This window comes from Amycolatopsis sp. CA-211722, assembly GCF_056828465.1.
Window position 1 is genome coordinate 7,467,644 of record NZ_CP184752.1, and the last position, 25,436, is coordinate 7,493,079.

Annotated in this window: 9 protein-coding genes; all 9 read left to right on the forward strand. The window is 67.0% G+C overall.

Features of this window, described 5'->3' with window-relative positions:
- The first annotated feature begins 25 nt into the window (after positions 1-25).
- The 9 genes from ACOCEP_RS34580 to ACOCEP_RS34620 all read left to right on the forward strand — a co-directional run bounded on the left by ACOCEP_RS34580 (position 26) and on the right by ACOCEP_RS34620 (position 25,424).
- On the forward strand, positions 26-421 hold the full coding sequence (locus tag ACOCEP_RS34580) for a hypothetical protein (RefSeq protein ID WP_482333610.1): 396 nt from the start codon (positions 26-28) through the stop codon (positions 419-421).
- The gene (gene idi, locus ACOCEP_RS34585) at positions 408-962 is read left to right on the forward strand and encodes an isopentenyl-diphosphate Delta-isomerase (protein WP_482333612.1); all 555 of its coding nucleotides are present in this window, start codon (positions 408-410) and stop codon (positions 960-962) included. The genes ACOCEP_RS34580 and idi overlap by 14 nt, the downstream gene beginning before the upstream one ends.
- Before the next feature lie 354 nt (positions 963-1,316).
- Positions 1,317-1,706 (forward strand): nuclear transport factor 2 family protein, encoded by a 390-nt coding sequence (locus tag ACOCEP_RS34590; RefSeq protein WP_482333613.1) that lies wholly within the window; start codon positions 1,317-1,319, stop codon positions 1,704-1,706.
- Positions 1,703-3,091, forward strand: a complete 1,389-nt coding sequence (locus ACOCEP_RS34595) for a cytochrome P450 (protein ID WP_482333615.1) — start codon at positions 1,703-1,705, stop codon at positions 3,089-3,091. The genes ACOCEP_RS34590 and ACOCEP_RS34595 overlap by 4 nt, the downstream gene beginning before the upstream one ends.
- Complete coding sequence (locus tag ACOCEP_RS34600; protein ID WP_482333616.1) at positions 3,088-4,629, forward strand: prenyltransferase/squalene oxidase repeat-containing protein; 1,542 nt, start codon at positions 3,088-3,090, stop codon at positions 4,627-4,629. The genes ACOCEP_RS34595 and ACOCEP_RS34600 overlap by 4 nt, the downstream gene beginning before the upstream one ends.
- Positions 4,626-5,957 carry a cytochrome P450 gene (locus ACOCEP_RS34605; RefSeq protein ID WP_482333617.1) on the forward strand — a complete coding sequence of 444 codons (1,332 nt, stop codon included), beginning with the start codon at positions 4,626-4,628 and terminating at the stop codon, positions 5,955-5,957. The genes ACOCEP_RS34600 and ACOCEP_RS34605 overlap by 4 nt, the downstream gene beginning before the upstream one ends.
- Positions 5,954-6,928: a terpene synthase family protein gene (locus ACOCEP_RS34610; protein WP_482333618.1), complete on the forward strand. Its 975-nt coding sequence runs from the start codon at positions 5,954-5,956 to the stop codon at positions 6,926-6,928. The genes ACOCEP_RS34605 and ACOCEP_RS34610 overlap by 4 nt, the downstream gene beginning before the upstream one ends.
- Complete coding sequence (locus tag ACOCEP_RS34615) at positions 6,915-8,051, forward strand: cytochrome P450 (protein ID WP_482333620.1); 1,137 nt, start codon at positions 6,915-6,917, stop codon at positions 8,049-8,051. The genes ACOCEP_RS34610 and ACOCEP_RS34615 overlap by 14 nt, the downstream gene beginning before the upstream one ends.
- Positions 8,052-8,204: 153 nt before the next feature.
- Positions 8,205-25,424 (forward strand): WXG100-like domain-containing protein, encoded by a 17,220-nt coding sequence (locus ACOCEP_RS34620; protein WP_482333622.1) that lies wholly within the window; start codon positions 8,205-8,207, stop codon positions 25,422-25,424.
- Positions 25,425-25,436 lie beyond the last annotated feature (12 nt).

A 25,436-nucleotide genomic window follows, 5' to 3' on the forward strand; every position in this document is an offset into this window, starting at 1 on the left:
GAATCCCTCTCCTACGGAGTCACCGATGAAGCTTCCCGGGAATGTGGCCGCACGCGCGATCGCGGCTTTCGCCGTGGCGGGAACCGTGACGGGCGCCGCCGCTTCACCTGCTTCAGCCGCGGCGGGAACGCTGACCGTGTGTTCGCAGGGCAGCTACTCGTCGTATGTGACTTTCGTGGCGCGCGGCGTCGCCACCGCGGCCGTCGACCCGGGCGACTGCGCCGACTTCGCCGGGTTCACCGGTGACGAAGCCGAGCCGATCGAAGTCTATGGAATCAGTGGTTCCGCCGCCTTCCGGGTCGCCGAAGGCGGCTACCGGGGCAGCTTCGGAGGAAAGGTCGTCACCTACGGCAAGCCCGGCGACGTCTGGGCGGTGACACCCGACATCGGGGAGAACGCGGGCTCCGATGACGACTCCTGACGACCGGTCCACCGGGACCGAAGAACTGGTGGTCCTGCTGGACGAGCGGTTCCAGCCCCGTGCCACCGCCCCCAAAAGGTCGGTCCACACGACCGACACTCCCCTGCATCTCGCCTTTTCCTGCTATGTCTTCAACGAGGCGGGCGACGTCCTCGTCACCCGGCGCGCGCTGGAAAAGAAGACTTGGCCGGGGGTGTGGACGAACTCGTTCTGCGGCCATCCGGCGCCCGGTGAGGACATGGCGGACGCGGTCGTGCGACGCGGCGGGCAGGAACTGGGCATGGCGATCGGCCGGCTCACCAAGGTCCTCCCCCGCTTCCGATACCAGGCTGTCGATGTCAGCGGCATCAAGGAGAACGAGTTCTGTCCGGTCTGGACGGCGATCGCCGACGGCGGGGCCCACCCGAATCCGGACGAGGTGTGCGAGTCGCGGTGGCTGCCCTGGCCGGATCTGGTGGCGGCGATGGCCCGGGCTCCCTTCCTGTTCAGCCCATGGTCACAGGAACAGGTTCCGCTGCTCGCCGAGGCTTTGCGCCCCTAGGCCTCCTGAAGTACATGAAGGCCCCCTTCCTTGCGCCTAGGTACAGGAAGGGGGCCTTCATGTACTTCAGAAGGCCTCTCGGGCTCGCCGCGTTCCAACCGTTGGAACGACTAATTCCCGCCTTGGCACAAAGTCCGTAATTTCACAGCCAGGCCACGAGAGCAGGCGGAACTCTCCCTCAGAGACCGATGGAGACCGTATGGGAAAGCGCCTCCCACCAGAGGAAAGACAGCCCACCGGCTGATCTTTTCCGGACTCGATCGCCCCGCGACCACACCGAGCGCACGGGCGTTCGGACTCTCTCCGCAGGTCCTTCGAAGATCCTCCCGCCTCACCAGTAAGAGGAGTCTCCCCATGTCCAACGCGGTGAACACCGACACCTATCTGACCCGGCTCGACAAGTTCATCACCCGGATGAACGCCCACGACATCCCCGGCGTCATCGAGTTGTACACAGAGGACTGCGTCCTCGACGACCTCGGCGCCGACAGTGTCGTACGGGGACACGAGGAGCTGTTCGAGTTCCTCACCGGAATGTTCACCGGCGCGCCCGGCATGACCGGCAAGCTGGTGGCGGCCTGTGACGACGTGGACCGGGTGTGGGTGGAATGGGGCTGGCACGGAGTGGGTCCCGACCCGGCGAAGGTGCACCGGATCGTCAGCGTCATGCGCTACGAAGACGGCCGTATCAAGCACGCCACCGATTTCTGGCGCGGTATCGGCGCGGAAAGTTCGCAGTCATGAGCGCGGCGGCGACCATCCCGGCCGACCGGGTACCGACCGCTCCAGGCGCCTTGCCGGTGGTGGGGCACGTTCCGGCGTTGCTGCGTTCGCCGCTGCCGCTGTTCGCCTCGCTGGCCGAGCACGGCGACGTGGTCCGGCTCCGCTTGGGCTCGCGGCCGATCTACTACCTCACCAACGCCGAACTCATCCACACCATGCTGGTGAAGCAGGCCGAGCAGCTGGACAAGGGCAAGATCTTCGAGCGCTCCCAGGCCTTTCTCGGCAACGGGCTGGCCACCACGGACAACGAGTTCCACATCGGACAGCGGCGGCTGATCCAGCCGGCGTTCGTCCCCGGCAGGCTGCCCGGTTACGTGACCCTCATCCGGGAACAGGCCGAGGCGGCCATCTCCGGCTGGCGACCGGGTAAACCGCTGCAGTTCGCCCGTGTCATGAACGAACTGGCCCTCAACGTGATCTCGGTGCTGGTGTTCTCCCGGCACCTCAGCCAAGCCGACTTCGCCGCGGTGCGCGGCGCCACCCCGCACATCCTCAAGGGGATGATCCTGCGCACCGTGTACCCCAGTTCCCGGTTCGAGCGCCTGCCCATCCCGGCGAACCGCCGCTTCGACACCGCCGTGGAGACCCTGCACGAGCTGACCGGACGCGTCATCGAGGAGGGCAGGAGCGGCGGAGACCTCGGGGACAACGTGATGTCGCTTCTGCTGTCCGCCGAGGACCCCCGGACCGGGAAGCCGATGGACCCCCGCCAGATCCGGGACGAGGTCATGACCATGCTCATCGGCGGCTCGGAGACCACCGCGCTGCAGATGGCCTGGCTCTTCCACGAACTCAGCCTCAATCCCGCGATCGCCGAACGGGTCTACGCGGAGAACCGCGAGGTCCTCGGGGGCCGCCCGTGCGAATACGACGACGTCGGCCGCATGCCCTACCTGCGTCAGGTGGTGATGGAGACGGTCCGGCGGCACACGCTGACCTGGCTCGTCATGCGGCGCACCCGGACCGAGTTCACCCTCGGGGACATCCGCTTCCCGGAGGGCACCGAACTGGTCTTCAGCCCGACCACGATCCACCGAGATCCGCGGCTGTACCCCGATCCGATGCGGTTCGACCCGGACCGATGGCTGCCCGAGGCGATGCGGGAACGCCCGCGCAGTTCCTTCATCCCCTTCGGCGCGGGACGCCGCAAATGCATCGGTGACGCGCTGGCGCTGCTGGAGGTCACCGTGGTGGCGGCCACGATCATGACCCGCTGGCGACTGGCGGCGGCGAGCACCGGGGAGGTCGGCGAGAACGTGCTTTCCGCGGCGGTGGCCCCGACCAACCTGCTTCTTCGCCCGGAGCCGCTCGATTCCGCGGCCACCGCGGGCGGTGGGCGATCATGAGCACGGAGACCCTGAGCAGTGAAATCGAGGCGGCACAGGCGAAGCTGGTGTCGGTGCTCGGGGCCGACGGCCGCTGGCGGGGCGGCTGCCGGAGCAGGTTGTTCGAGTCCGGGCTCACCCTGCACCTGTTCCGGCGGCTGAACGTCCAGGGCGCGGCACCGCGCAAGCTCGCGGCGTACTGCCGCGAAGCGCTCGCCGCGCCCGCCCCGCGATGGCAGGGCGCGCTGGAAAGAGATCTCGCGAGTGTCATCGCGACGAGCGCCCTGGGGCTGCCCGTGACCAGCGAGCAGGCCGACCGCGTCAAGGCCGCGCTCGGCGGACTGGAGCATCACTCCCGGAAGCGCAAGCACGACTTCTTCCTGGCTCTGCTCGCCGAACTCGTACCCCAGGTCTCCTGGTCCCCGGCTCGGGCGTTCGATCCTGGACCGTATGCCCACCAATGGATCACCCTGATCGCCACCTCGTTACGGCTGCTGATCGCGGACGACGCCGACAAGGCGGTGCCCGCGGCGGAACTGACGAAGGCCCAGGGGCCGGACGGTTCCTGGCAGTGCCACGTGCCCGCGACCGTCATCGCGCTGCTCGCACTGTCCACACAGGACCGGCACAACCCCGCCGTGCGCTCGGGACTGGCGTTCCTCGTCGCCCAGCAACGGGCGGACGGGGGCCTGCCGTTCATCGCCGACGAGGACACCTGGGTCACCGGTCTGACCACCCTCACCCTGCTCGACAGCGGCTTGCCGCCCACGCGGCTGGCCGGGGCGGCGCGCTACCTGGCCGATCAGCAGCTGCCCAGTGGAGGCTGGGGTTACAGCGAAACCGTGGACCAACCGGATATCGACGACACCGCGGTGATCACCCTCGCACTGAGCAGGGTCCCCGGCCACGAGCGTGCCGCCGAGCGAGGCGCTTGGCACCTGCTGACCTTGCAGAACGACGACGGCGGGTTTCCCACGTTCGTCCGGGGCGCACCGTCCGAAGTGGAGATCACCGCAAAATGCCTGCGCACGCTGGGAGCGTTTCCGGGTACCGCCTCGGCTGTCGCCCGGGGCTGGCGATGGCTCGCCGGCAAGCAACGGCCCGACGGCGGCTTCTCCCACGAGTGGAGCCGCAGCCCCGCCTTCCCGGTTCTCCACGTGCTGCGGGCGGCCGCGGACCTGCCGCCGGGGTACCCGGAGCAGGTCGTGTCCGAGATCCGCGGCGGCTGCCTCCGATTCCTGCGGGACACGGCGGGTTCGGGCGGCGGATGGCGCTATCACCGTGACGAGTCCGAAGTGAGCTTGCTGGTCACCTCACACGCGGTCGCGGCGCTCGGCAGCCTGCCCGACCCGCCCGTGGAGCTGATCGAGGAGGCGTTGCCGTGGCTGTCCGAACAAGGACCCGCGGTCACGGACCCCGATTCGCTGGGCCCCCGTCCGTTCGTCTACGACGTCCCGATTCTCGCCCGCGTCTATCGTCTCGCCGCCCTGACCTCAGCGCATCAGGTACTGGCCGGCACGGATGCGCGGTACTCCGGATTCAGTTTGGAGAGGGCATGACCGTCACCCACGCACCCGGCGCCGTTCCGCTGATCGGCCATCTGCCCCAGCTGTTGCGCGGGCCCGAGCAGTTCATCGCCTCGCTGCCCGAGCACGGCGACGTCGTCCAGATCATGCTGGGCACCCAGCCGACCTACGTGGTCTGCCGCCCCGATCTGGCGGAGCAGGTGCTGGTCAACCGGAACCGGGTCTTCGACAAGGGCGGCCCGTTCTTCGACAGTGTCGGGGAGTTCCTCGGCGACGGGCTCGCCAGTTGCCCCGACGCCGGCCACACCCGGATGCGGCGCCTCGTCCAGCCCGCCTTCCGCCGCACCCGCATCCCTTCCTACAGCGACACCGTCGCCGAACAGCTCGCCGACGTCACCGAAGGGTGGCGGGACGGCCAGGTCGTCAACACCGTGCACGACATGCAACAGCTCTCGATGCGGTTCGTGGTGAACACGATGTTCGCGGGCTGGGCCGCCGAGGGAGCCGAGGCCGAGCAGCGGACGCGGGCCGCCGTCGAAACCCTGGTCCGCGGAGCTTTCGTGCGGATGGTGCTGCCGTGGTTCGGCAGGCTGCCGTTGCCGAACAACTGGCACTATTCCGGCGCCAAACGCCGTTTGTACGAGCGTATCGACGCCACCGTCGCCGAGTACCGCCGCGACGGCGCCGACCGCGGCGACCTGCTGTCGATGCTGATCGGCCGCGACGAGAACGGGGACGGCCTGTCCGACGAAGAGATCAGGGATCAGGCGGTCACCTTCTTCATCGCGGGAATCGGCACCACGGCGGCCACCCTGTCCTGGACGCTGTACTTCCTGTCCCGCGATTCCACATTGGACGCCCAGATCGCCGATGAGGTCCGTCAGGCCCGGCCGACCGGCCCGATCGGCTATGCCGACACCGGGTCTTTTCCGTTGCTGCGGCGCACCATCAGCGAAAGCATGCGGATCAAACCGGTCGCGTGGATGTACACCAGGAAGGCGATCGCGGACACCGAACTGGCGGGCCACCGGATTCCCTCCGGCATGGGGATCCTGGTCAGCCCGTACCTGCTCCAGCACCGCGCGGACGCCTTCGCCGATCCCGAGCGCTTCGACGTCTGCCGGTGGAGCGAGCAGGAGGACGTCCGCTTCCGCGGCGCCCCCATGTTTCCCTTCGGCAAAGGCGCGCGCCGGTGCATCGGCGACGAATTCGCGATCAACAACATCATCGTCACCCTGGCGACCCTGCTCCGGCAGTGGCGGCTCGAACCGATGATCAAGGGCCCGGTCACTTCCAGCGCCCGGAGCATGCTCGAACCGAAGGCCCTGCGGTTGCGCCTGCGCGCCAGGCGGTGGGCGTGACCACGGCCGCCCGGTCGCCCAAGGTGCTGGTGCACAGCGTGCTCCCGGCCCGGTCCCATCCGGAGACGGAACGGCTCGTCACGGAGTCCGACGCCTGGATACGCCGGACGACGCGTCCGTGCTTCCGTGACGACGCCGGGATGGAGAAGTTCCTCGCCGGCCGGATCGCCGAGCTGTGCTGCGCGATGCTGCCCGGCCTGCCCTATCCGGCCATGCGCCCGATGTGCGATCTGTTCCAGTACATCGTCGTCATCGACGACGCGTTCGGCGACGCCGGCTGGGTCGGCGGGAGCGTGCACGCCTCACGGCAGGTCGTGGCCCAGATCATGGCCGCGGTCACCGGCTGGGACAGCGTGCCGGACACCGCGGCTCCGGCACGCGACGCCGTCGAGCGGCTGCGACCGCACCTGACCGAGGCCCGCTGGCGCCGGTTCGTCGTGGACTTCGAGGACATGCTCGACGGCTATCTCCTCGAAGTCGCCACCCGGAACGCGGACGGGCTGACCGACCTGGACTCCTATGCCGAGCGCCGTCGCGTCACCGTCGCGATGAAGTGGTTCCTCACCGTCGCGGAGCTGGGGCACGATCGGCCGCTGTCCGACGAGACCGCAACCGATCCGGAGCTTCGAGCGCTGCGCGAGGTCGTCCTGGACCACCTGTGGCTCACCAACGACCTGTACTCCTGCGCCAAGGAACGAAGGGACGGCGAGTACATCAGCCTCATCCCGCTCCTGCAACGACTCGAAGACCGGTCCCATCAGGACTGTGTCGACTGGATCGCGGGACGGGTCGCCGAGCAGGAAGCCCTCTTTCTCGACCGGACCGCCGCGCTGAGCCACGGCAGGCTCGCCACCGATCCGGGCCTGCCCGGCTACCTGGACAACCTGACCCACACGATGTCCGGTCCGCTCAACTGGAGTCCCGGCACCCGCCGGTACCAGGTGCAGGGAGATCCCCATGCGACACGGTGACGCCGATCCGCCGTTCCCGCCCGTCGCCGTGGCGGGACCGGTGACCAGGGTGCGTCTCGCGAACGGCGAGCAGGTCTGGCTCGTCACCCGCTACGACGACGTGCGCACGGTGCTCGGCGATCCCGTGTTCAGCGCGGCCGGTGACCCGATGCACCGGGCGACCCCCGGAGCCGACGCCCCCTTCATCGGCCGGTTGCCGCACACCGACCCGCCCGATCATTCCCGCTACCGACGGCCGCTCGGCCGCGCGTTCACCCCCCGGCGGGTGGCGGCCTGGCAGCCCGCGATCGCGCGGGCGGTGGACGACCGGCTGGACGCCATGGCCGATCTGGGACCGCCGGTCGACCTGATCGAGTCCCTGGCGGTGCCGGTCCCGCTGTCGATCATCGGCACGATGATGGACCTGCCCCGGCAAGACTGGCCCGCGTTGCGGAAAGCCGCCACCGACCTGCTGTCGGACTCGCCTGACCGCGAGCACGCCGCGGCCACCAACGACTGGCTGCTCGGCTACCTGCGCACGCTGGTCACGGAACGCCGGATCGAGCGAGGATCCGACCTGCTCAGCGAGCTGATCGAACACAGCGACCTCGGCGACACGGAGATCGCCGACCTCGGCGCGACCCTCGTGCTGGGCGGCTTCGACTCGCTGGCGGCCAGTATCGGGACCGCGGTCGCCCTGCTCCTGTGCCACCCGGATCGGCCAAGGACCCTGGCCGCCGACGACGAACGTCTCGATCCCCTCGTGGAGGAGGCGCTCAGGTTCACGACCATCGTCCAGCGCGGGGTGGACCGTACCGCGGTGGCGGACTGCCGGCTCGGTGACTCGGACATCCGGGCGGGCGATCGTGTGGTGGCCGATCTGCCCGCGGCCAACCGCGACCGGGAACGCTGGGCCGGAGCCGACACCTACGACCCCACCAGACCGGCGCTGACGAACCTGGCCTTCGGTCACGGTCCGCATCTGTGTGTCGGCATGCACCTCGCCAGGCTGGAACTCCGCGTCGTGCTGGATCGGCTCCTGACGCGATTCCCGGCCTTGGAACTGGCCGTGCCGGCCGATCGGCTCGTGCTGTGCAGGGATCGCACCTTCGCCGGACTCAAGGAGCTTCCCGTGGCCTGGTGACCGTCGCCCTATCAGACAAATTTCCTGAGATAAATCCCTACGCTTAGGCCTTTTGAGTACTACTCACCAGTTCACTGGTCTAGAACAGAATCAGGACGATTCGGCCGTGGTTCGACCGCAGCGCTGGTCGAATGTTCGGAGGAGGTGTCGCACTTGAGCAACGGAGGTGTGCACATTCCGCCGGATGTGCGGAAGTTCCTGGAGTTCACGCTGGGGTTGTCGTGGCCGGAGAGTGACGATCAGGGCCTGGTCGCGTTGTGGAAGGCGTGGGAGGCGTTCGAGGACGCGGCCGGTGTGTTCGAGGCCGCTGCCCGGGCAGCCGGTGTGGCGGTCCCGCAGGTCTTGGAGGGTGAGACCGGGGAGTTCTTCGCCCACTTCCTGAGTGCGACGATCCCCGACGGTGTCGCCGGGCTGGGTGAGGCCGCGGGTGAGCTGGCGAAAATGGCGCAGAACGCCGCCGCCGACGTCTACAAAACCAAAGTCATGTTCGTGGTGTTCGCCGCCTTCACCCTCGCCTCGATCATCCATTTGATGGCCACCCTGATCGGAGCCTTGTTCACCGGCGTCGTCATCGCCGCCGCGAGAGTGGCGCTGACCGCGATCTGGCGGGCCCTGATCACCCGCATGGGACAACTCTCCCTCAGCGGTGGCCTGTCCCAAGCCACCAAAACCGCGCTCCTGAAGTTCGCGAAAGACCTCGCCATCAAAACCGGCGGCTTCGCCGCCTTCGGCGCCGCACTCATGGGCGGCACCGACTTCGGCGTCCAAGCCCGCCAAATCGCCGACGGCGACCGCCAAGGCTGGGACACCAAATCCCTCACCTCATCGTTCGTCGGCGGCGCGTTAGGTGGCGCGTTCGCCGGCGTGTTCCACTCCGCCGCCGGCGCGATCCGCAAAACCGCCTTCAGCCTCCGCGACCGCCTCACCATCGACCCCGCCCACCTCCAAGAACTCGTCCCCGACGCGGCCGCCAAAAGCGTCACCGCGCAGGCCGTCTCCGCCGCCATCGACGGCCGCGTGGCCGCTCTCGGCGACGCGGCCTACGCCACCGGACAGTTCGTGACAACGGTCGCCACCGCACCACTGGTCAACCTCGCCCTCGGCGCCCCCACCGGCAACCCCGCCCTCGGCGCGCTGGGGTCGCTGTCCAAATACGGCGGCGGCCGTGGCGGCACCGCCACCGGTGTCGCTCTCGACACCATCCACCCGCCGGCGATCCCCGACCTCACCATCCCCGCCGTCACGGAGAAACCCCACGCCGCCGAGAAACCCATTGGCACCGAAAAGCCCACCAAGGACAGCGACAAGGTCATCTTCGAGACCCCCGAGGTGTTCCAAGCGCCGCCGCCCTACACCGCCCTCCCCACCGAAACAGACCACCGCCCAGAGAAAACCCCCGCGTATACCACCAATCCTCAAGCTCTCGGCGCGCTCTACACCGCGCCCTCGGCCGCGGCACCGACCAGCGCCATCTCGACCTCTCCGAGCGGTCTCGCCCAGGCCACCGCTTCTTCACAGGCGGCCGCGAGAGGCCTCATACAAGCCGAGAGCACCCAGGCGATACCAGCGGCGACCACCGACACCGGATACCCACTCGCTGCCGTCGAGGCGTCCTCGCCGGGGGCAGGCACACTGTCCTCGCCGGTCAGCGCGGTGGAAGTCCAGCCTGGTTCCTCCGCCACCACGAGTGTCGCGACCGGTGGACTTCCCGCCCAGCAGCTGTCCACGACGGACCTGCGCCCGGGAGAAACACGACCGGACGGGTCGAACCCAGCCAGGGCCGCGGTACAGGAAGCGCCACCATCGCGCGTTCAGGCTGAGCGCGCCGCTCTTCCACAGGGCACCCCTTCGGCGGCCGCTTCGCGGCCCGACACCTCCAGTGGGCACCTTGCCGCCGGCTCCGGACGCCCGACCGAGGCGACGCTCTCCACCGGTGCGCGCTCCTTTCTCATGGAGGCGGTACCGGCCGTCCGCGACGTCGTCCAGGCCACGCCTGTCGCGGACCCCGCGCCGCACCGGTCCGCCTCCGCACCGGCCGCGATCGCGGAGTCGCTGCCGCGCGAAGTGACCGTTCCCTCCCCGGTCGAACCTGTGCGTTTCATTCCCCTCCCGGGCAACGGTGGCGCCGCGTTCGTCCCCGCCGGCTACGCCGACAATGTCGCCAGCGCCTTCCCCGAACCTCGGCCAGGCACCTTCCGGGTGATCACTCAGCACCGAGACGGCACCTTCGCCCTGCCCGGCGACAACGGATCCGACGTCATCCACCGACCCAGGCAGTTCTCCGAAGCACTCGGAAAACTTCCCGCGACCTTCGCCGCGTGGAGCACCTACTCCGAGCTCGAACTCATCGCCTGCGATCTCACCCCGGCCATCCGGGACCATCTCGCACCCATGGTCCGCACCACCCTCGGTGTCGACCTCACCACCCCCTACCTCCACACCCCCGTTCACATCACCCCAGACGGCGAGGTGAGCACCGCCGATCCCGGCGTCGAAGGCACTCTCCACCTCGCACCCAAACACCGCCGAGACGGATCCACCGTCGAAGTCGATCCCGACAATGCCGCGACAGACCCGGCCCTGAGCGCCACCGTCGCCGACATCATCCACCAACACGGTGACCTGGAAGTCAGGCATCTCATCGCCTACGTTCCCGAAGAGATCATCGCGAAAAATGTTTCACCCAAAGAGCTCCGTCAAGCCTTCAAGCAAGAGCGAGAAGCGCTCAAGACGTCCGGTGACCTCTGGAGGCCGATCTACCGAGGGAACCGCGTCAACGAGACCCTCGACACCGAGAACTTCAATGACTTCACCGCTTGGGTTTACCGGAAGGTGGTCGCCGACCCTCAGCACACTCTCCTACAGGTCAGCCGCAGTGCCCAAGAGGCCGGATTCGCGGTGCCCCAGAATCGCCTCCTGACCGATATCAAAGCCGCGATCAAACAAGCGGAAAAAGACGGGCGCCGCCACCCGGAACTTTCGCTGCCGAACGACCAGGACGGGATCGTCGCGTTGGTCGACCGACTTGTCGCCAACAGCGACGACCGTAGCCCCGATGGGATCGCAACAGAGCTGAAGAAGCTGAATGTACGCGGGTCGAACCAGACACTGAGAGCCCTGGCGACTTCACGTGAACGTGAACTGGAAGCCCATCCCGAGCTCCAAGCGGCCGCACGCCAACGCGGGTTGCCCAGTCTGCGGCCGACCGGCCAATTTTTGGGCAGAGCACTGAACGCAGACCAGGAGGCCCACCACGGCCTCATCGAAAAACTCGCCTACGCAGCGGCCTGGGAAAGGAAGACCGCCGACATAGAGACACTCACCGACCTGCTCATGAGGGAAGGTATCGGAGGGTCCCGCGAAGTCCTCCAACGTCTTGTCGGCGCGGTCATCGACGAAGCCGACCACAACGGCGACCGACTCCACCCCCTTTCCACTGATGATCCCGGCCACCACGACGACATCCACAGTCGCACCGGCATCATCTTCAACTCCACCCCCGCGTTCTTCGCGGCCACGGATTCGGGCCAGGTCGAAAACCTGGTCAAGCACATGCGAATGCGGCACATCTCCGGCCGTCGGGAAGACCTCGAGGCCGTGGCCCATAGCGTAGCCCGAACAGCCACCACCGAGCCTTTCCTCGATTTCTCCCTCCTGCCGATCGATCTGGACAAGCCGGCTCCCGGCGCACTCGCTTCCGCAGCCGAAAACACCCTTCTCCAATTCGGCGACCTGGAAGCCCGGCACCTGGTCTATGGCGCACCACGCAGAAACTTTCCCAGAACGACGTCCGATGCGGATGTCAGGGAGCACCTCGCTGCGGCGCGAGCGAAGCTCAAGAACTCCGACGAGCTGTGGCGGCCACTCTATCGGGGGGAGCACAACACCGAGATGTTCGACCAGGCGAACGTCAACGACCTGACCGCCTGGCTCTATCGCAGGGTGATCGCCAACCAGGACCACACTGTTCTCGCAGTCGCGCGCAGCGCGGCCGAGGCCGGATTCTCGATCCCGCACGAGAGACTTGAGGATGCCGTCAAGGAAGCGATGAAAGCCGCCGAAGCAGACGGCCGCCGACTCCGGAAGCTATCGCTTTCGACGCCATCCCACCGTGAAGAGATCACCTCCTTGACCGATCGGCTGATCGCCACCGGCCTGTATCCCAACCCTGGCAAGGTTGCGACCGCACTGACGACCTTGAACGTGACCGGGCCCTACTCCGACCTCAGAACACTGGTGCGACAACGAGAAGGTCACCTCGACAACAACCCCGACCTACTCGTTGCCGCCCGGCACAGCGGGCATCCCGCTTTGCCGACAGGGCCTGAACTGTTCTTCGGCAGAAAACTGAACGCCGATCATCCGGCGGACCACCCTCTCATCGACAAGCTGGCCTACGCCGCCGCCTGGGAAGAGAAAACCGCCGACACCGAGAAACTCGCCGAGACCCTGCAAAAGGAAGGCGTCACCGGATCAGACGAAAATATTCGCGCCCTGGTCACCACGGCAATGGAGGAAGCCGATCGAAAGGGCGACCGGCTGCCCAGTCTCTCGTCGAGCGCACCCGACCTCTACAACGCCATCCGCGACCGTACCGAAGCCATCCTCAACTCCATCCCCGCGGTCCGAGAAGCCGAACTCCCGAACCAGATCAAGATCCTGGTCCGTCATATGCGAACGCGACATATCACCGGCCCCCGAGAGGATCTCGAAGATCACGCCATCAGACAGCTCCAGGAGACCGGCGACAAAACGGGCGCGCCGCTCGACCCCGTCGAAACCGGCCCCTACACCGGTCACGTCCACGACAACAAGCTCGACCCGGAGAACCCGGCCCACGCGCCGGCAATCAGACGACTGGCACGAAAGATCATCGACAGCCATGGGAACCTCGAAAACAGCACTTTAGCTTACTACCTGAACCAGGAAAATGTACTCAACAAAAAAGGAATTTACTCCTTTTTGACCGCGGCGGCCATCGAGGCCGACCACGATGGATCATTGTGGAATCCCCGATATCGCGGAGCCGGACGTCAAAATCACAAATATGACTTCGTCGTACCCAACGATTTCAGTGCCCTCCTGTGGAGGCTTGCCGCCGACCATCCCCATGAGACGAAGACGGCGATCGCGCGCCGTGCCGAACACGCAGGGTACATCGGACATGAGAGTCTGCTGCTGGGGGCCAAGAAGGCCATCACGGTCGCCGTACTGGATCAGCGTAGACATCCGCTCCTGAATGCCGCTGAAGCGAGTGCCACCAGCGTGATCGACGCCGTGATCGCCGACTATCCCGGCCTTGGCGTCGAAGGCCTGTTGACCCGCCTGCGTGACTACAACGTCCGAGGTAACAGTGATGTGTTCGCTGCCGTGGTGCGAGCCAGAGCGACCGCGAACCGGTCCGACGCGGACGTGGCCACCGGCCGTGCGGCGTTGACCTTGCGGCCGGACGGCCAGATCCTCGGCCGCTACCTCGACATCGCCAACGAAGCCGACCACGACTGGATCGACAAACTCGCCTACGCCACCGCCTGGACCCACAAAACCGACACCGTCGACCAACTGATCCACCGACTCGAACAAGACGGCATCACCAACACCGACGACGGACTCAGACCACTCGTCACCCGCATCATCGACGAAGCCACCACCAACGGCGACCGCTACGAAACCCTCACCACCGACCACCCCACCCACCACGACGCCATCCTCCACCGCACCGGCACCCTAGTCCTCAAAAACCCCGAACTCTTCAACCTCACCCCACCCGACGCCACCACCACACTCATCCGCCACATGCGCGTCAACCACATCACCGGCACCCAAGAAGCGCTCCGCGACATCGCCACCACCATCCTCACCGATCAAGCCGTCCGTCTTCCCGACAACAGCGGCATGGCATTCGTCCCCAGCACCTACAGCCCCACCCACTACGACGGAGCCACCGAAGCCCACCAGTCCCCCACGAACGACAGCCCGCGCCGGCTCGTCGACACCATCGCCGCTGGCGGCGACGATGCCCACCACTCCGCCCCCAAACGCAGACGAGGCATGCCGACTGCCGACACTCCCGAGCCTGCGCCCCTGATCGCCGACGAACCCATTCACAGCCAGGTCGGAGCCCAACCCAGAGTTCCTGCGCCCTTCGCGTCACACGATGTCATTCCCCACCACGGATTCGAGAAGGTGATCCGCACACGCCTGCCGCAGCGGGGCGACCATCTCCCGGGCACGCAAGGTCACAGCCGGGACGTGGTGATCGCCGAGGCTGGATCCAGCGACGGGCCAAGCGCAGCCGCACACACTGTCGCGATCGAAAACACTCTTCGCCGTTTCGGGGACTTGGATGCCCGATACCTGGCGAATCTCATAGACCGAAAAGGTCTGCAAAATCCGCTATCCGATGCGAAGCTCAGAAAGCTGCTCGGTCCGGCACGAATCAATCTCCGGGCAGCCGACGAGCTTTGGAGCCCGCTCTACCGCGGGGCACGCAACACCGGCACCTTCGACAAGGACGACGCCGACGACCTCACGGTGTGGCTGTACCGACGGGTGATCGCGGAGCCCCGGCTCTCTGTGCTGGCGATCGCTCGCAGCGCCGCCTCGTCCGGCTTCATCACAGATCACAAGCGGCTTGAATCCGGCATCAGGGATGCGATCGAAGCCGCCGTGAGCGACGGCCGCCGTCACCCGGAACTGACGATGGCCAACGACCACGACAAGATCGTCCACCTCATCGACCGGCTCCTCGCCAACAGCAGCTATCGCAGCCCGAGCGAAGTCACCGAAGCACTCGGAGACCTCAACATACGTGGGGCGAAGTCCGACATCGAACTACTGGTGACCCACCGTCAACGCGAGTTGAAGGACCAACCCGAACTTCTCGCGGCCGCCCAGGAACACGGTTTACCCACGTTGCCGCCGACCACACTCTTCCTGGGAAGGATCCTCGACGCCGGCGACCCCGCCCATCACGACCTCTTGGGCAAGCTCGCCTACGCCGCCGCCTGGGAAAACAAGAACGCCAACGTCGACCAGCTCATCGACCTCTTGCAGCGTGAGGGCGTCACCGACACCGGCGATGGACTCAGACCACTCGTCACCCGCATCATCGACGAAGCAACCGCCAATGGCGACCGCTACGAAGCACTTTCCGCCGACCGGCACGGAGAGCACGACGCCATCCTGCACCGCACCGGCGCACTCGCACTGAAGAACCTCGGGCTGTTCGACCTCACCCCACCCGACGCCATCACCGCACTCGTCCGCCACATGCGCGTCAACCACATCACCGGCACCACCACCAAACTCCGCGACATCGCCGAGACCGTCCTCACCGTCCGCACCGACCACCCGCTGCCGGGCACCCACACCGTCCCCATCCGCACCCACGCCGATCAAATCGTCGAAGCCATTCCTCTCCCGCACAACAGCGGCATGGCCTTCGTCTCCAACACCTACGCCCCCAACGTCAACGCGGCCTTCTCCCACCCCCGCCCCGGCGTCATCAACATCCTCACCCACCACGACACCACCGACGACGTCTACTACCTCCCCGGCCGCGTCGACGACCTGATCCCCCACCACCCAACCGACCTCGCCGAAACCTTCGCCACCCTCCCTCTCCCCTGGCACGCCACCCACACTCTCAACCTCTGGGCCTGCAACCTCACCATCGACCAACACACCACCCTCGCCGGCCACCTTCGCCGACACCCCGCCCTCCGCCACCTCACCCTCACTCCCGCCTACCTCGGCAGCCCTGTCCACATCACCCCCGCCGGCACTATCACCACTACGGACCCCGGTGTCGAAAACACCCTCTATCTCGCCCCCAAACGCCGCCGGGACGGAAGCACCGTCGCCGCCGATCCCGACGCTCCGGAGACGGCGGCGAAGCTCGCCGAAACCACCAGAAGAATCCTTCAAGAACACGGCGATATCGATGTCCGGCATCTGCTCAGGTTCGTTTCTAGTGACGAATTCCCGGCCCGGAAATTCGAGAAGAAACTCAGAGACCACTTTGCTCGAGGAGCAAAAGAACTCCAAGAAGAAAATCAGCTTTGGCGCCCCATCTATCGCGGAAGGCAAAACAAGGGAACTTTCAACCTGGAGGAACCTGACGACTTTACCGTATGGCTGTATCGAAAGGTGATCTCCGATCCGAACAGCTCCCATGCGGCGATCGCGCGCAGCACGCAAGAAGCAGGTTTCTCCGCCAACCATGCCGTTCTCATCTCCAACATCAGGCAGGCGATCGACGCCGCCGCGAACGACGGGCGGCGGCATCCTTACCTGTCTTTTTCGGAGCCCAATGACCGCAACAATATCGAACAACTCATCGACCAGCTCATCATCAACGACTTCAGCAGCTTCAACAGACTTTATTCCGATCTCTCGAAATTCAGCGCGCACGGCACATCTGAAAAAGTCAAAGAATTCTATTCCAGGCGCAAAAAGGAACTTGACGATAATCCTGAACTCGTAGCCGCAGCTCGCACACGCGGATACCCGAAGCTGCCGCCGACCAAGCTTTTCTTCGGCAGGATACTCGATGTCGAGAACACGGATGATCATGCCGTGATCGAAAAACTCGCCTATGCGATAGCTTGGGAAAAGAAGAAGGCCACGGTCCCCGAAATCGTCACTCTGCTCAAGACGGAGGGCATCGAAGGCCCGGCCGAACTTCTCAGCCACCTGGTCACCGAGACCGTGGCGACAGCCACCCGCAACGGCGACCGGCTCCCCGAGCTTTCCGCGTCCGGCAACGGCCATGACGCCGCCATCTCGGCACGTACACGCGACATCCTGGTCGCCACTCCCGGCCCCTGGGGTGCCGGGACGCAACACCAGGTGAACACTCTGGTCCGACACATGCGGATGCGCCATATCACCGGCCCTCAGGCAGACCTCGCGTTCCACGCCCACAGCGCGTTGACCACAGCCATGGCCGGCGGACTCGCCGACGTCGACCTTGCTCCCATAAGGCCGCACGACGCCAAGCTCGATCACCGGGATCCCGTGCAGGCAGCCATCGTGAGAACACTGGCCCGGAAAATCGTCGACACACATGGATACCTGGAAAACGCGACCTTGCTGCACTACCTGCACCGCCAAGAAGTGGAGAAAAACGAAGGCATCAGTTCCCTGATCACCGACGCCGTGGAGGCAGCTCAAGCCGATGGTTCGCTGTGGCAGCCGCGCTACCGCGGGCGCGAACGGCAAGAACAGAAATACGATGCCGGGGAACCGAACGACCTGACCGCCTTGCTTTGGCAGTCAGCGATCAGGCATCCACGGGAGACTGCGACGGAGCTCGCGCGCCGGGCGGTTCACGCGGGCTTCATGGGACGCGGCGCTTTGATTTCCAGCGCTGTTTCAGGCATCGATGCCGTCGTGCGGTCCCAGCGGCGGCACCCGTTCCTGAGCGTCAACGATCAGGGCGCCACCCCCTTGGTCGATGCCCTGATCGCCGACAATCCTGGCCTCGGCATCGCACCACTGGTCACACTCGCCCGAACGTACAACATCTTCGGCACACTTCCGGACTTCACGACTGTAGTGAGGGCCAGGTCGGCCGCGCAGCGGTCGGACGCCGATATCGCAGCCGGCAGGCAGGCGTTGACCTTGCGGCCGGACGGCCAGATCCTCGGCCGCCACCTCGACATCGCCAACGAAGCCGACCACGACTGGATCGACAAACTCGCCTACGCCACCGCCTGGACCCACAAAACCGACACCGTCGACCAACTGATCCACCGACTCGAACAAGACGGCATCACCAACACCGACGACGGACTCAGACCACTCGTCACCCGCATCATCGACGAAGCCACCACCAACGGCGACCGCTACGAAACCCTCTCCACCGACCACCCCACCCACCACGACGCCATCCTCCACCGCACCGGCACCCTAGTCCTTAAAAACCCCGAACTCTTCAACCTCACCCCACCCGACGCCACCACCACACTCATCCGCCACATGCGCGTCAACCACATCACCGGCACCCAAGAAGCGCTCCGCGACATCGCCACCACCATCCTCACCATCCGCACCGACCAACCCCTCCCCGGCACCCACACCGTCCCGGTGATCACTCGCAACGGTGGCGTCGTCCACGCGATCCCCCTCCCTCGCAACGGTGTCGTCGTCTACGCGATCCCCCTCCCTCGCGACAGTGGCGTCGCCTTCGTCGACCCCGCCTACTCCCCCAATGTCAACGCGGCCTTCGCCCACTCCGACGCCGACGTCGTCCACGTTCTCGCCCACCACGACACCACCGAAGACACCTATTACCTGTCCGGTCACCTCGACAGCCGAATCCCCTTCTCCCCGGTGGATTTCGCCGATACGATCGCCGGCCTTCCCATCACCTGGAACACGAAGAACACTCTCAACCTCTGGGCCTGCAACCTCACCTTCGACCAGCACACCACTCTCACCAACCACCTCCACCGACACCCCGCCCTCCACCACCTCACCATCGTCGCCGCCTACCTGGACACCCCCCTCTACATCGCACCCGATGGCACCATCACCACGCGGCACCCGTTCGTCGCGAACACTCTCTTCCTCGGCGTCGGTCCGGATGTCAAACGTGGTCTCGACAATGACGCCGAGGCCGGGCGATTCGGTGGCGCCAAACGGCATAAGGCATCCGAGCCGACCGGGTCCACCTCACCGGCGGCGGTCTCCCTTCTTCCCGCCGCGCCCTCTTCGTTGGTGGCGGGGATCCGCGACCGGCTCGATCTGTTCGGAGAAGCCGCCGCGGGCGGCCGCCCGTTCCATCCGATGCTCGGCCCGGATCTGTTCGGTCTCGGCCGGCCGCCCGAAGCTCCGGAGGGACTCGGCGAGATCGACTACGACCTGCTGAGCGCCGCGCAAGGAATGACCCTCCTGCGGCGCCTGGATCTCACCCGTCCCTTCCCTGACGAAGACACGCTGACTCCGGAGTCACTTGCCGACGACCGGGCCGACGTGCTCACTTCAGAATGGACGGACAGCGAGCGAAAGCACTGGGAGCACGAAGAACTGGACTGGGACACGCTACCCGCACGCAGGGAGACCCCGAAGCTGCTGCACGGTATCTGGCTGGGCGGGCCACTCGCCGATGACGGTGCGACGGGAATCTTCCAGCAAGGTTTCGCGGAGTCGGCGAGGACGCTGAACGGGCAGGCGGTGTTGTGGACCGATGTTCCGCGGCGCCGCTTCGAAGCCGCGCTGGCGAACGCGTCCGACGCTTCCTACGCCGGTGAGCGTCAAATGGCGCGCTGGGCAACGTCGAACGGCATCAGCCTGGTGAATGTCGACGAGGTGTTCAACGCTGAAGCGCCGATGAGGCTGGATTCATTCTATCGTGCGGAGCTGACGAAGGGGACGCGGCGTGGCTATGCCGCGGCGTCCGACACCTTGCGAGTACAGGCCCTCGCCAGGTTCGGCGGGCTGTACCTGGACGGTGACGATCGGCTGCTCAACCCGGACATCCTCCTCCGCGTCCACGAATCCCCGCTGGGCTTCGGTGTCAGCGGTGTCTCCGGTGCGGCCTGGGGCGTGCCGGAGACGATGTGGAACAACAACGGTCTGGCCTGGGCCAAGGGGCACCCCATGGCATGGGTGTACCTGGACGTCCTCGAAAGGAGCTACCGGCTGCCTCAGGCGGAGGTCTTCCCGGACGTTCTCGCCAAGGCGGAGAAAGAATCCTTTGTCACTCGCTTCGGGCGGCCACGGCGCCACTCGGTGTTGTGGCGCACCGGTCCCCAGCTGTTCCCGAAGCTCCGGGATCGGACCGGCGAGTTCGCCCCGCTGACAGGTATCACGCACAACTCGCTCTCCAGCTGGGTGCCTGGACGCGGCCACGAAGCCGAGCCTCCTCGAGTCACGGCGGCGGATCCCGACGGCACGGCCTTGCTGACCGCGAAAGTGATCCAGACCCTGGTCCGTGAGCTGGCGAACCGCCAGGGCGATCTTCACCTCACCGAAGTAGCGGATCTGGTGGAGCGGCACGAAACACCCGCGGCGATCTGGTCGGCCGCGCTCGGCTACTTCGCCGACACACCGCTTCTCCGCGAACGAGTCCGCACGATGACCGCCGACCGGTATCAGCACGACGGATTCACCACCGTGTCGCTGCCTGCGGAGGCGGCGGCACTTCTGCTGCCCCGCGAAGGCCGGCACGTGGAGTTCCTGGGTGAGACGGTCGTCCCGATCACGATGCGGGCTTCTTCCGGCCGCACCGGCGGACCCAACGAGATCGACTGGCCGTCGCCGCCTCCGCCGCGGGATCTCGCCGAGACCGTTCTCGCGAAACGCGCGATCCCACGGTCCGAGACCACTTCCGTACGGGAAACCCCGGCCCTCGACACACCGGAGCTGGTGCTCGACGATCCCCTGGCCGGGCGGGCACCGGACGCCGGACAGGCGAACAAGTTGACCGAACTGGTGCGCTATCTGGCCGAACAGTCGGTCCTGCGCACGCGACGCGGCTTTCCCCAACCGTCCGTCGAACTCCGGGTGGCGGGTGACACCAGCGGAGCCGAGCTGATCCAACGGCAGCTGATAGACCAGACCCACCGCTTGCGGGACGATGCCTCGGCACCGGATCCGACCGTCCAGGTCCGGCAGGTGCCCGAGGTGGCGGCAGGCAAGGTCGAACTGCGGGTGGACTGGGAACTACGCGGCAGTGGCTCGTCCACACCCGCACCGATCTCGACGTCCCCGGTCGCGAAGCCGCTCACCATCACCACGGATCTGCCGCCCGCCCGGCACCCGATCCTCGACGATCACGGCTGGCGGCACAGCACCGCCGCCGCCGCGGACTGGATGACCGACCCCGCGCCGCTCACCCGCGCCGAACTCGACGCGGCCCGCGACCGCGTCGAACCCGTCATCGTCCGCGCCGAGGACACCGGCCCGCAGGTGCTCGAACTCCTGCCGGGACGCCCGACCGAGCAGTGGTGGCAGCCCATCGCCTACGACTACCGCCGTTTCGAGGCCAGGCCGGGGAAGTGGGTGCAGGAGTACACTGTCCGGCTCGACTTCGTGAGCGCGCCCGGCTTCGGCCTCGCCCGCTATCTCGACCGGGCGCAAGGAGCCCTCGACCGGGTCTACAACCACCGTTACCGCCTGCCCACCGGTGACGCGTTCCACCTCCGCGTCCAGCACGATCCCTCCGGTCGCGCCCACGGTACCGTCACGGTCACCACCCCCGGCACCAGTGCCGACCAGCTGCACTGGCCCGCGGACATCGACGATCTCACCCTCGCCCACGAGTTCGGGCATTTCACCGGACTGCACGACGAATACGTCCGGTTGCACGGCAAGGACAAAACGACCGCGTGGGCGCTGCGCGGCCCGAAGTCGAGCCGGGTGGTGTCCGATGATGGCTTGTACACCCGTTACCTGGCCGACTATCTGAACGCCCCCAGCGGCCGGGCCGACCTACCTGTTCCCTCGGTGAAACCCCGCAATCTCTGGCTCGTGGAGCACCGTGCGCGCACTCTCGGCGCGACCACCGGGATCTCCACCGGCAGCCCGGCGGGCACGGACAGGACGGCCCCTGCCACTGCGGTGTCCCGGTCCACGAGCGAGCCGGACCCCGTCGCACGTCTGTCCGCCCTTGCCGCACAAGCGAATCGGCATCTCGCGGCGCTGCCCGAGTCCATCGCGCAGGGGCTGCGAGCACGGCTCGAGGACCAGCACGCCGAACTGGCCCGGATCACCACGGCTGGCCTGTCGCCGCGGGATCTCGCGGGACTGGCCGCCCGGATCGCGGATCTCGAGCAGGCGGTCACCGAACTGCGGGAAGCTCGCTTGCGGCAGCTGATCACACTGCACGAGGCGGCCGTCTCCGCCGGTACGCGTGGGGAGAACCCTTTGCGGTTCTATCCCGAGGGTGTCCCTGGCGGCGTGACCAGCCGTCCGGACGCCCGGTTCGGGCTGGAGTTCGAGTTCCAGCTCCGCGGTGCCGATTTCGGAGGGCAGATCGGCGCCCTGGGCAGGCTGCTGGAAACGAACGGGATCGTCGAGTGGAACGGCGGCGCGCGGTTCGACGACACCGACACCGACCCCACCCGCTGGACCTTGGTGGAGGAGCCCGATCTCGATGCGGGCGCGGAGCTGCGGTCGCCGATTCTCCGGGGCGTTCCCGAGAGCTGGAGGGAGACCGAGCGAGCGTTGCGCGTCATCGGTTCGCACCGGAACTCCGACGGCGGGGAACCGGACGCCGGAGGGGTCGGGGGCCATGTGAACGTCAGCTTCGATCGGCGCCCCGACCTCGCCGTCTACGGCCGTCTGGCCCAGCTGACCAAGGTGTTCGAGGATGTCCTGTACCGGCTGGGCAACCACTCCGGTCCTGATGCCCCGCACCGCCGGCTCCAGCCGGTGGGCCCGAACGCGCTACCGCTCGCCTTGAGCGACATCACCTCCGCCGACGATGTCCGGGCCCTCAACACCACCAAGGACGAGGCGGTCAGCTTCCGCAACGTCGACGACGAGCCCGGAGACCGCGTCGAATTCCGGTTCTGGGCTGGCGGACTCTCCGAGGCCGAGTGGCAGGCGCGCGCCGAGATCAGCGGCGCGCTGCGGCTCGCGGCCGAAGACCCTGCCCTCGACGGCAGGTTGCGCGAGCTGCTCACCAAGCCTCGGCTGGTCGGGCACACACCCGCTTTCCCCGGCCGGGAAGCCGAGCTCGCCTACTTGCTGGACTTCCTGGAACTGCTGCCGCTGAGCCGCGCCGCGGAAGAACTCGCAGTCGTCCTGCACGCCAGGACCCGCACCCTGTCGGTGACCGCGGGCAACGACCCTCGGCTCCTGGCCCAGACCGTCGTCGGTCCGGGTGGGCGGGGCTGGTCCTTCCCGGTCCGGGGCACCGGCATCCCCGAGGCGCTGCACACCACGGCGAGCCTGCCGCGGTATCCCGGAGCCGAGATCGTGGCGGCGACCCTGACCGCCGGTCAGGACGCGGTCGACCTCTGGACCGCCGACCCGGTTCCCCTCGACGCGTTCGGCGAAGTCCTCCAAGCACGGAACCCGACGTTCGGCGTGCCCGGTTCCGAACTGCCTCCGGGTGGTTCTCCTCGGCTCGTCCTGGCGGTCCCGGGAGGAGCGGCGAAGCTGGGACCTGTCGTGTCGAACGCCATCGACGAGCCGGTCGTGGCGACCGATGGACGGCTGTGGTTCACCGCGGACGACCGTCTGGAAACCGACAGCGAGTGGGTCGAGCTCGTTTCCGGTTCCGTCCGGCTGCGGAGCGGCCATTCCGATCTCGGTATGGCGCTGGCGCTCATGACCGCCATGGATCCCGATCGTAGCGAAAGCCCGGCCGGTGTGCCGTCGGAGCAGCTCCCCCTCGGGCCGGCGCTTCCGGAGGCCCCGGACCTCTCGTTCCTGCCGGAGATCGTGCCGGACCCGCAGTCGTTCACCCAGCAGGTAGTCACCACGTTCGACGACCTTTGGCGTACCGGGGAACGCATCGAGGCCATCGAGAGCGCGCCCCCGGGCGTCCCTCCCCTCAGCCTGTCGTTCCCCGAGACGGCCACCACCGTGATCTCCGACGGGTTCGCGGCACTTCGGCCGACCGCGCGCGCGATCGCTCAGGCCGCGGTGACACGCGCGGAGCGGAAAACTCCCGGTTTGGAAGTCACCGTCACCACCTACAGCGAGCGACCGGGTGCGGCGTCCTTGCAGAGGGCCGCACAGGTGCGCGCACTGCTTCGCGCCGCCTTGGCCGAGGAGCTCGCCACCCGATCCGACGGTCCGGTCCGGCTGGAAGACATCGAGATCCACGCCGAAATCGCGAACAACCCTGATGGTGTGCCACCGGACGGCCATCACCACGTCGTGGTCGAGTCCTCCGTTGCCGTCGCCCGCTCCGCCGCCGAGGACTCCACGTTCAAAGCGTACGACTCGGTAACGCACGGTCTGGCGAGCCTTCGACTCCCCAAGGCGGAGGTCGAAGGCAGGCTGGCCGAGTTCAGCGAACTCGCCTCCGGTGGACGGCTTGAGCATCACCCCCTGCCCGATACCGCCCGCGGGCAGCTGATCGTCCTGAACGAGACTCTGGCCGCCTTCGGTGACGCCGAGGTCGTGGACCGGGTACGCGCCTTGGTCAACGAAGCCGTGCTGGCCGCGTCCCTGGTCCCCGTCCGGGAGCAGGTGCTTCAGCCGCAACAGGGAAGACGCGGTCTTCCGGTGGATCGGCGGACGATCCAGCCGGTCACGCCCGCCCGGCTCACCCAACTGCTGGACGAGCTCACCACTCACCTCGCACGAGGCCAGGATCCGACCCGGGCGCCGACCTCGGCGGCCACGGGAATGACGATCACTCCCGGCGATCACCTCGCCGTGCGCCTCGCGTCGCTCGGTTTGGTCAACCTGAGCGCTTCCTCGCGGGCCGCGGTGGCCGGCGATCCGCTCTATCGGCACCTGCTCCGGAATCCGGCCGCGCTGGTGGAAGCGTTGTTCGCCGGAACGGGACACGAGGAACAACGCTTTCTCAACACCTGCGCTCCGGCCGCGATCGACACGGGTGTCCGCGGCCGGGTGCCGACCATCGCCGGGTTGCTGTCCGTCGGGCGCGCCGTGGCGGACGCCACCGATCGCGATCTCCTGCGGGTGGACCCGGTCGCGCGAAGCAAACGCGACCGCCCCTTCGGCCGGACGCTGGAAGCGATGGTCCGCAAGCGCGTCAGCGACGCGCGAGCCGAGTTCTCCGCCATCGAAGAGGCCGCTTTCGCGTTGGTGTCCGCGAATCAGGCAGACCCCTCGGCCAAACAGGCTTGGAACGCGCTGAGCGACCGCTGGGGCCGGACGATGCAGAAGTTGTCCGCCGCGGACCTGCAGGCGGTCTCGGTGCCGGTACTGACCCGCAAGGTCATCCCCGGCGATTGGCTGACGAGCCTGATCCTGACCTCGCCGCTGGTCGTCGACCGCGGTGCTCGGCGGCTGACCGGGGTGACCCGGAGTTCCTATGTCGCACGGCTTCAGCCGCACCTCGCTTTCGAGCCGGACGGCACGATGTTCGGCGCGAACGAACTGATCAGAGATCCTGAGCAAGAGGTCCGTCTCGGTGAAGAGCTCACCAGCCCGGACGCGCTGGCCGCGTTCTGGATGGAGGTGAGGGCGCGAGGCGGTACGGTCGTCCTGACTCCGGGCCACTGCGTCCAACTGGGAGCGGCGATCTCGGACGGTGAACCGGTCTTCGTCCTCGGCGACGGGAAGTACGCGAACTCGCTCCAGCAGACTCCGGAACAATTCGCCCGCTGGGCGAAATCGTGGGACGCGAGAACCCATTCGAAACTCTTCCCCACGCTCGACGACGAGTCGAAATCGGGATCATCCGGCTCGCTACATACCCGCGTTTCCCGATCATGATCCCGCCCACAA

Bases quoted from the DNA above. Each gene is read 5' to 3' on its own strand.
- ACOCEP_RS34580 (WP_482333610.1), top strand. From the start codon at position 26: ATGAAGCTTCCCGGGAATGTGGCCGCACGCGCGATCGCGGCTTTCGCC.
- idi (WP_482333612.1), top strand. From the start codon at position 408: ATGACGACTCCTGACGACCGGTCCACCGGGACCGAAGAACTGGTGGTC.
- ACOCEP_RS34590 (WP_482333613.1), top strand. From the start codon at position 1,317: ATGTCCAACGCGGTGAACACCGACACCTATCTGACCCGGCTCGACAAG.
- ACOCEP_RS34595 (WP_482333615.1), top strand. From the start codon at position 1,703: ATGAGCGCGGCGGCGACCATCCCGGCCGACCGGGTACCGACCGCTCCA.
- ACOCEP_RS34600 (WP_482333616.1), top strand. From the start codon at position 3,088: ATGAGCACGGAGACCCTGAGCAGTGAAATCGAGGCGGCACAGGCGAAG.
- ACOCEP_RS34605 (WP_482333617.1), top strand. From the start codon at position 4,626: ATGACCGTCACCCACGCACCCGGCGCCGTTCCGCTGATCGGCCATCTG.
- ACOCEP_RS34615 (WP_482333620.1), top strand. From the start codon at position 6,915: ATGCGACACGGTGACGCCGATCCGCCGTTCCCGCCCGTCGCCGTGGCG.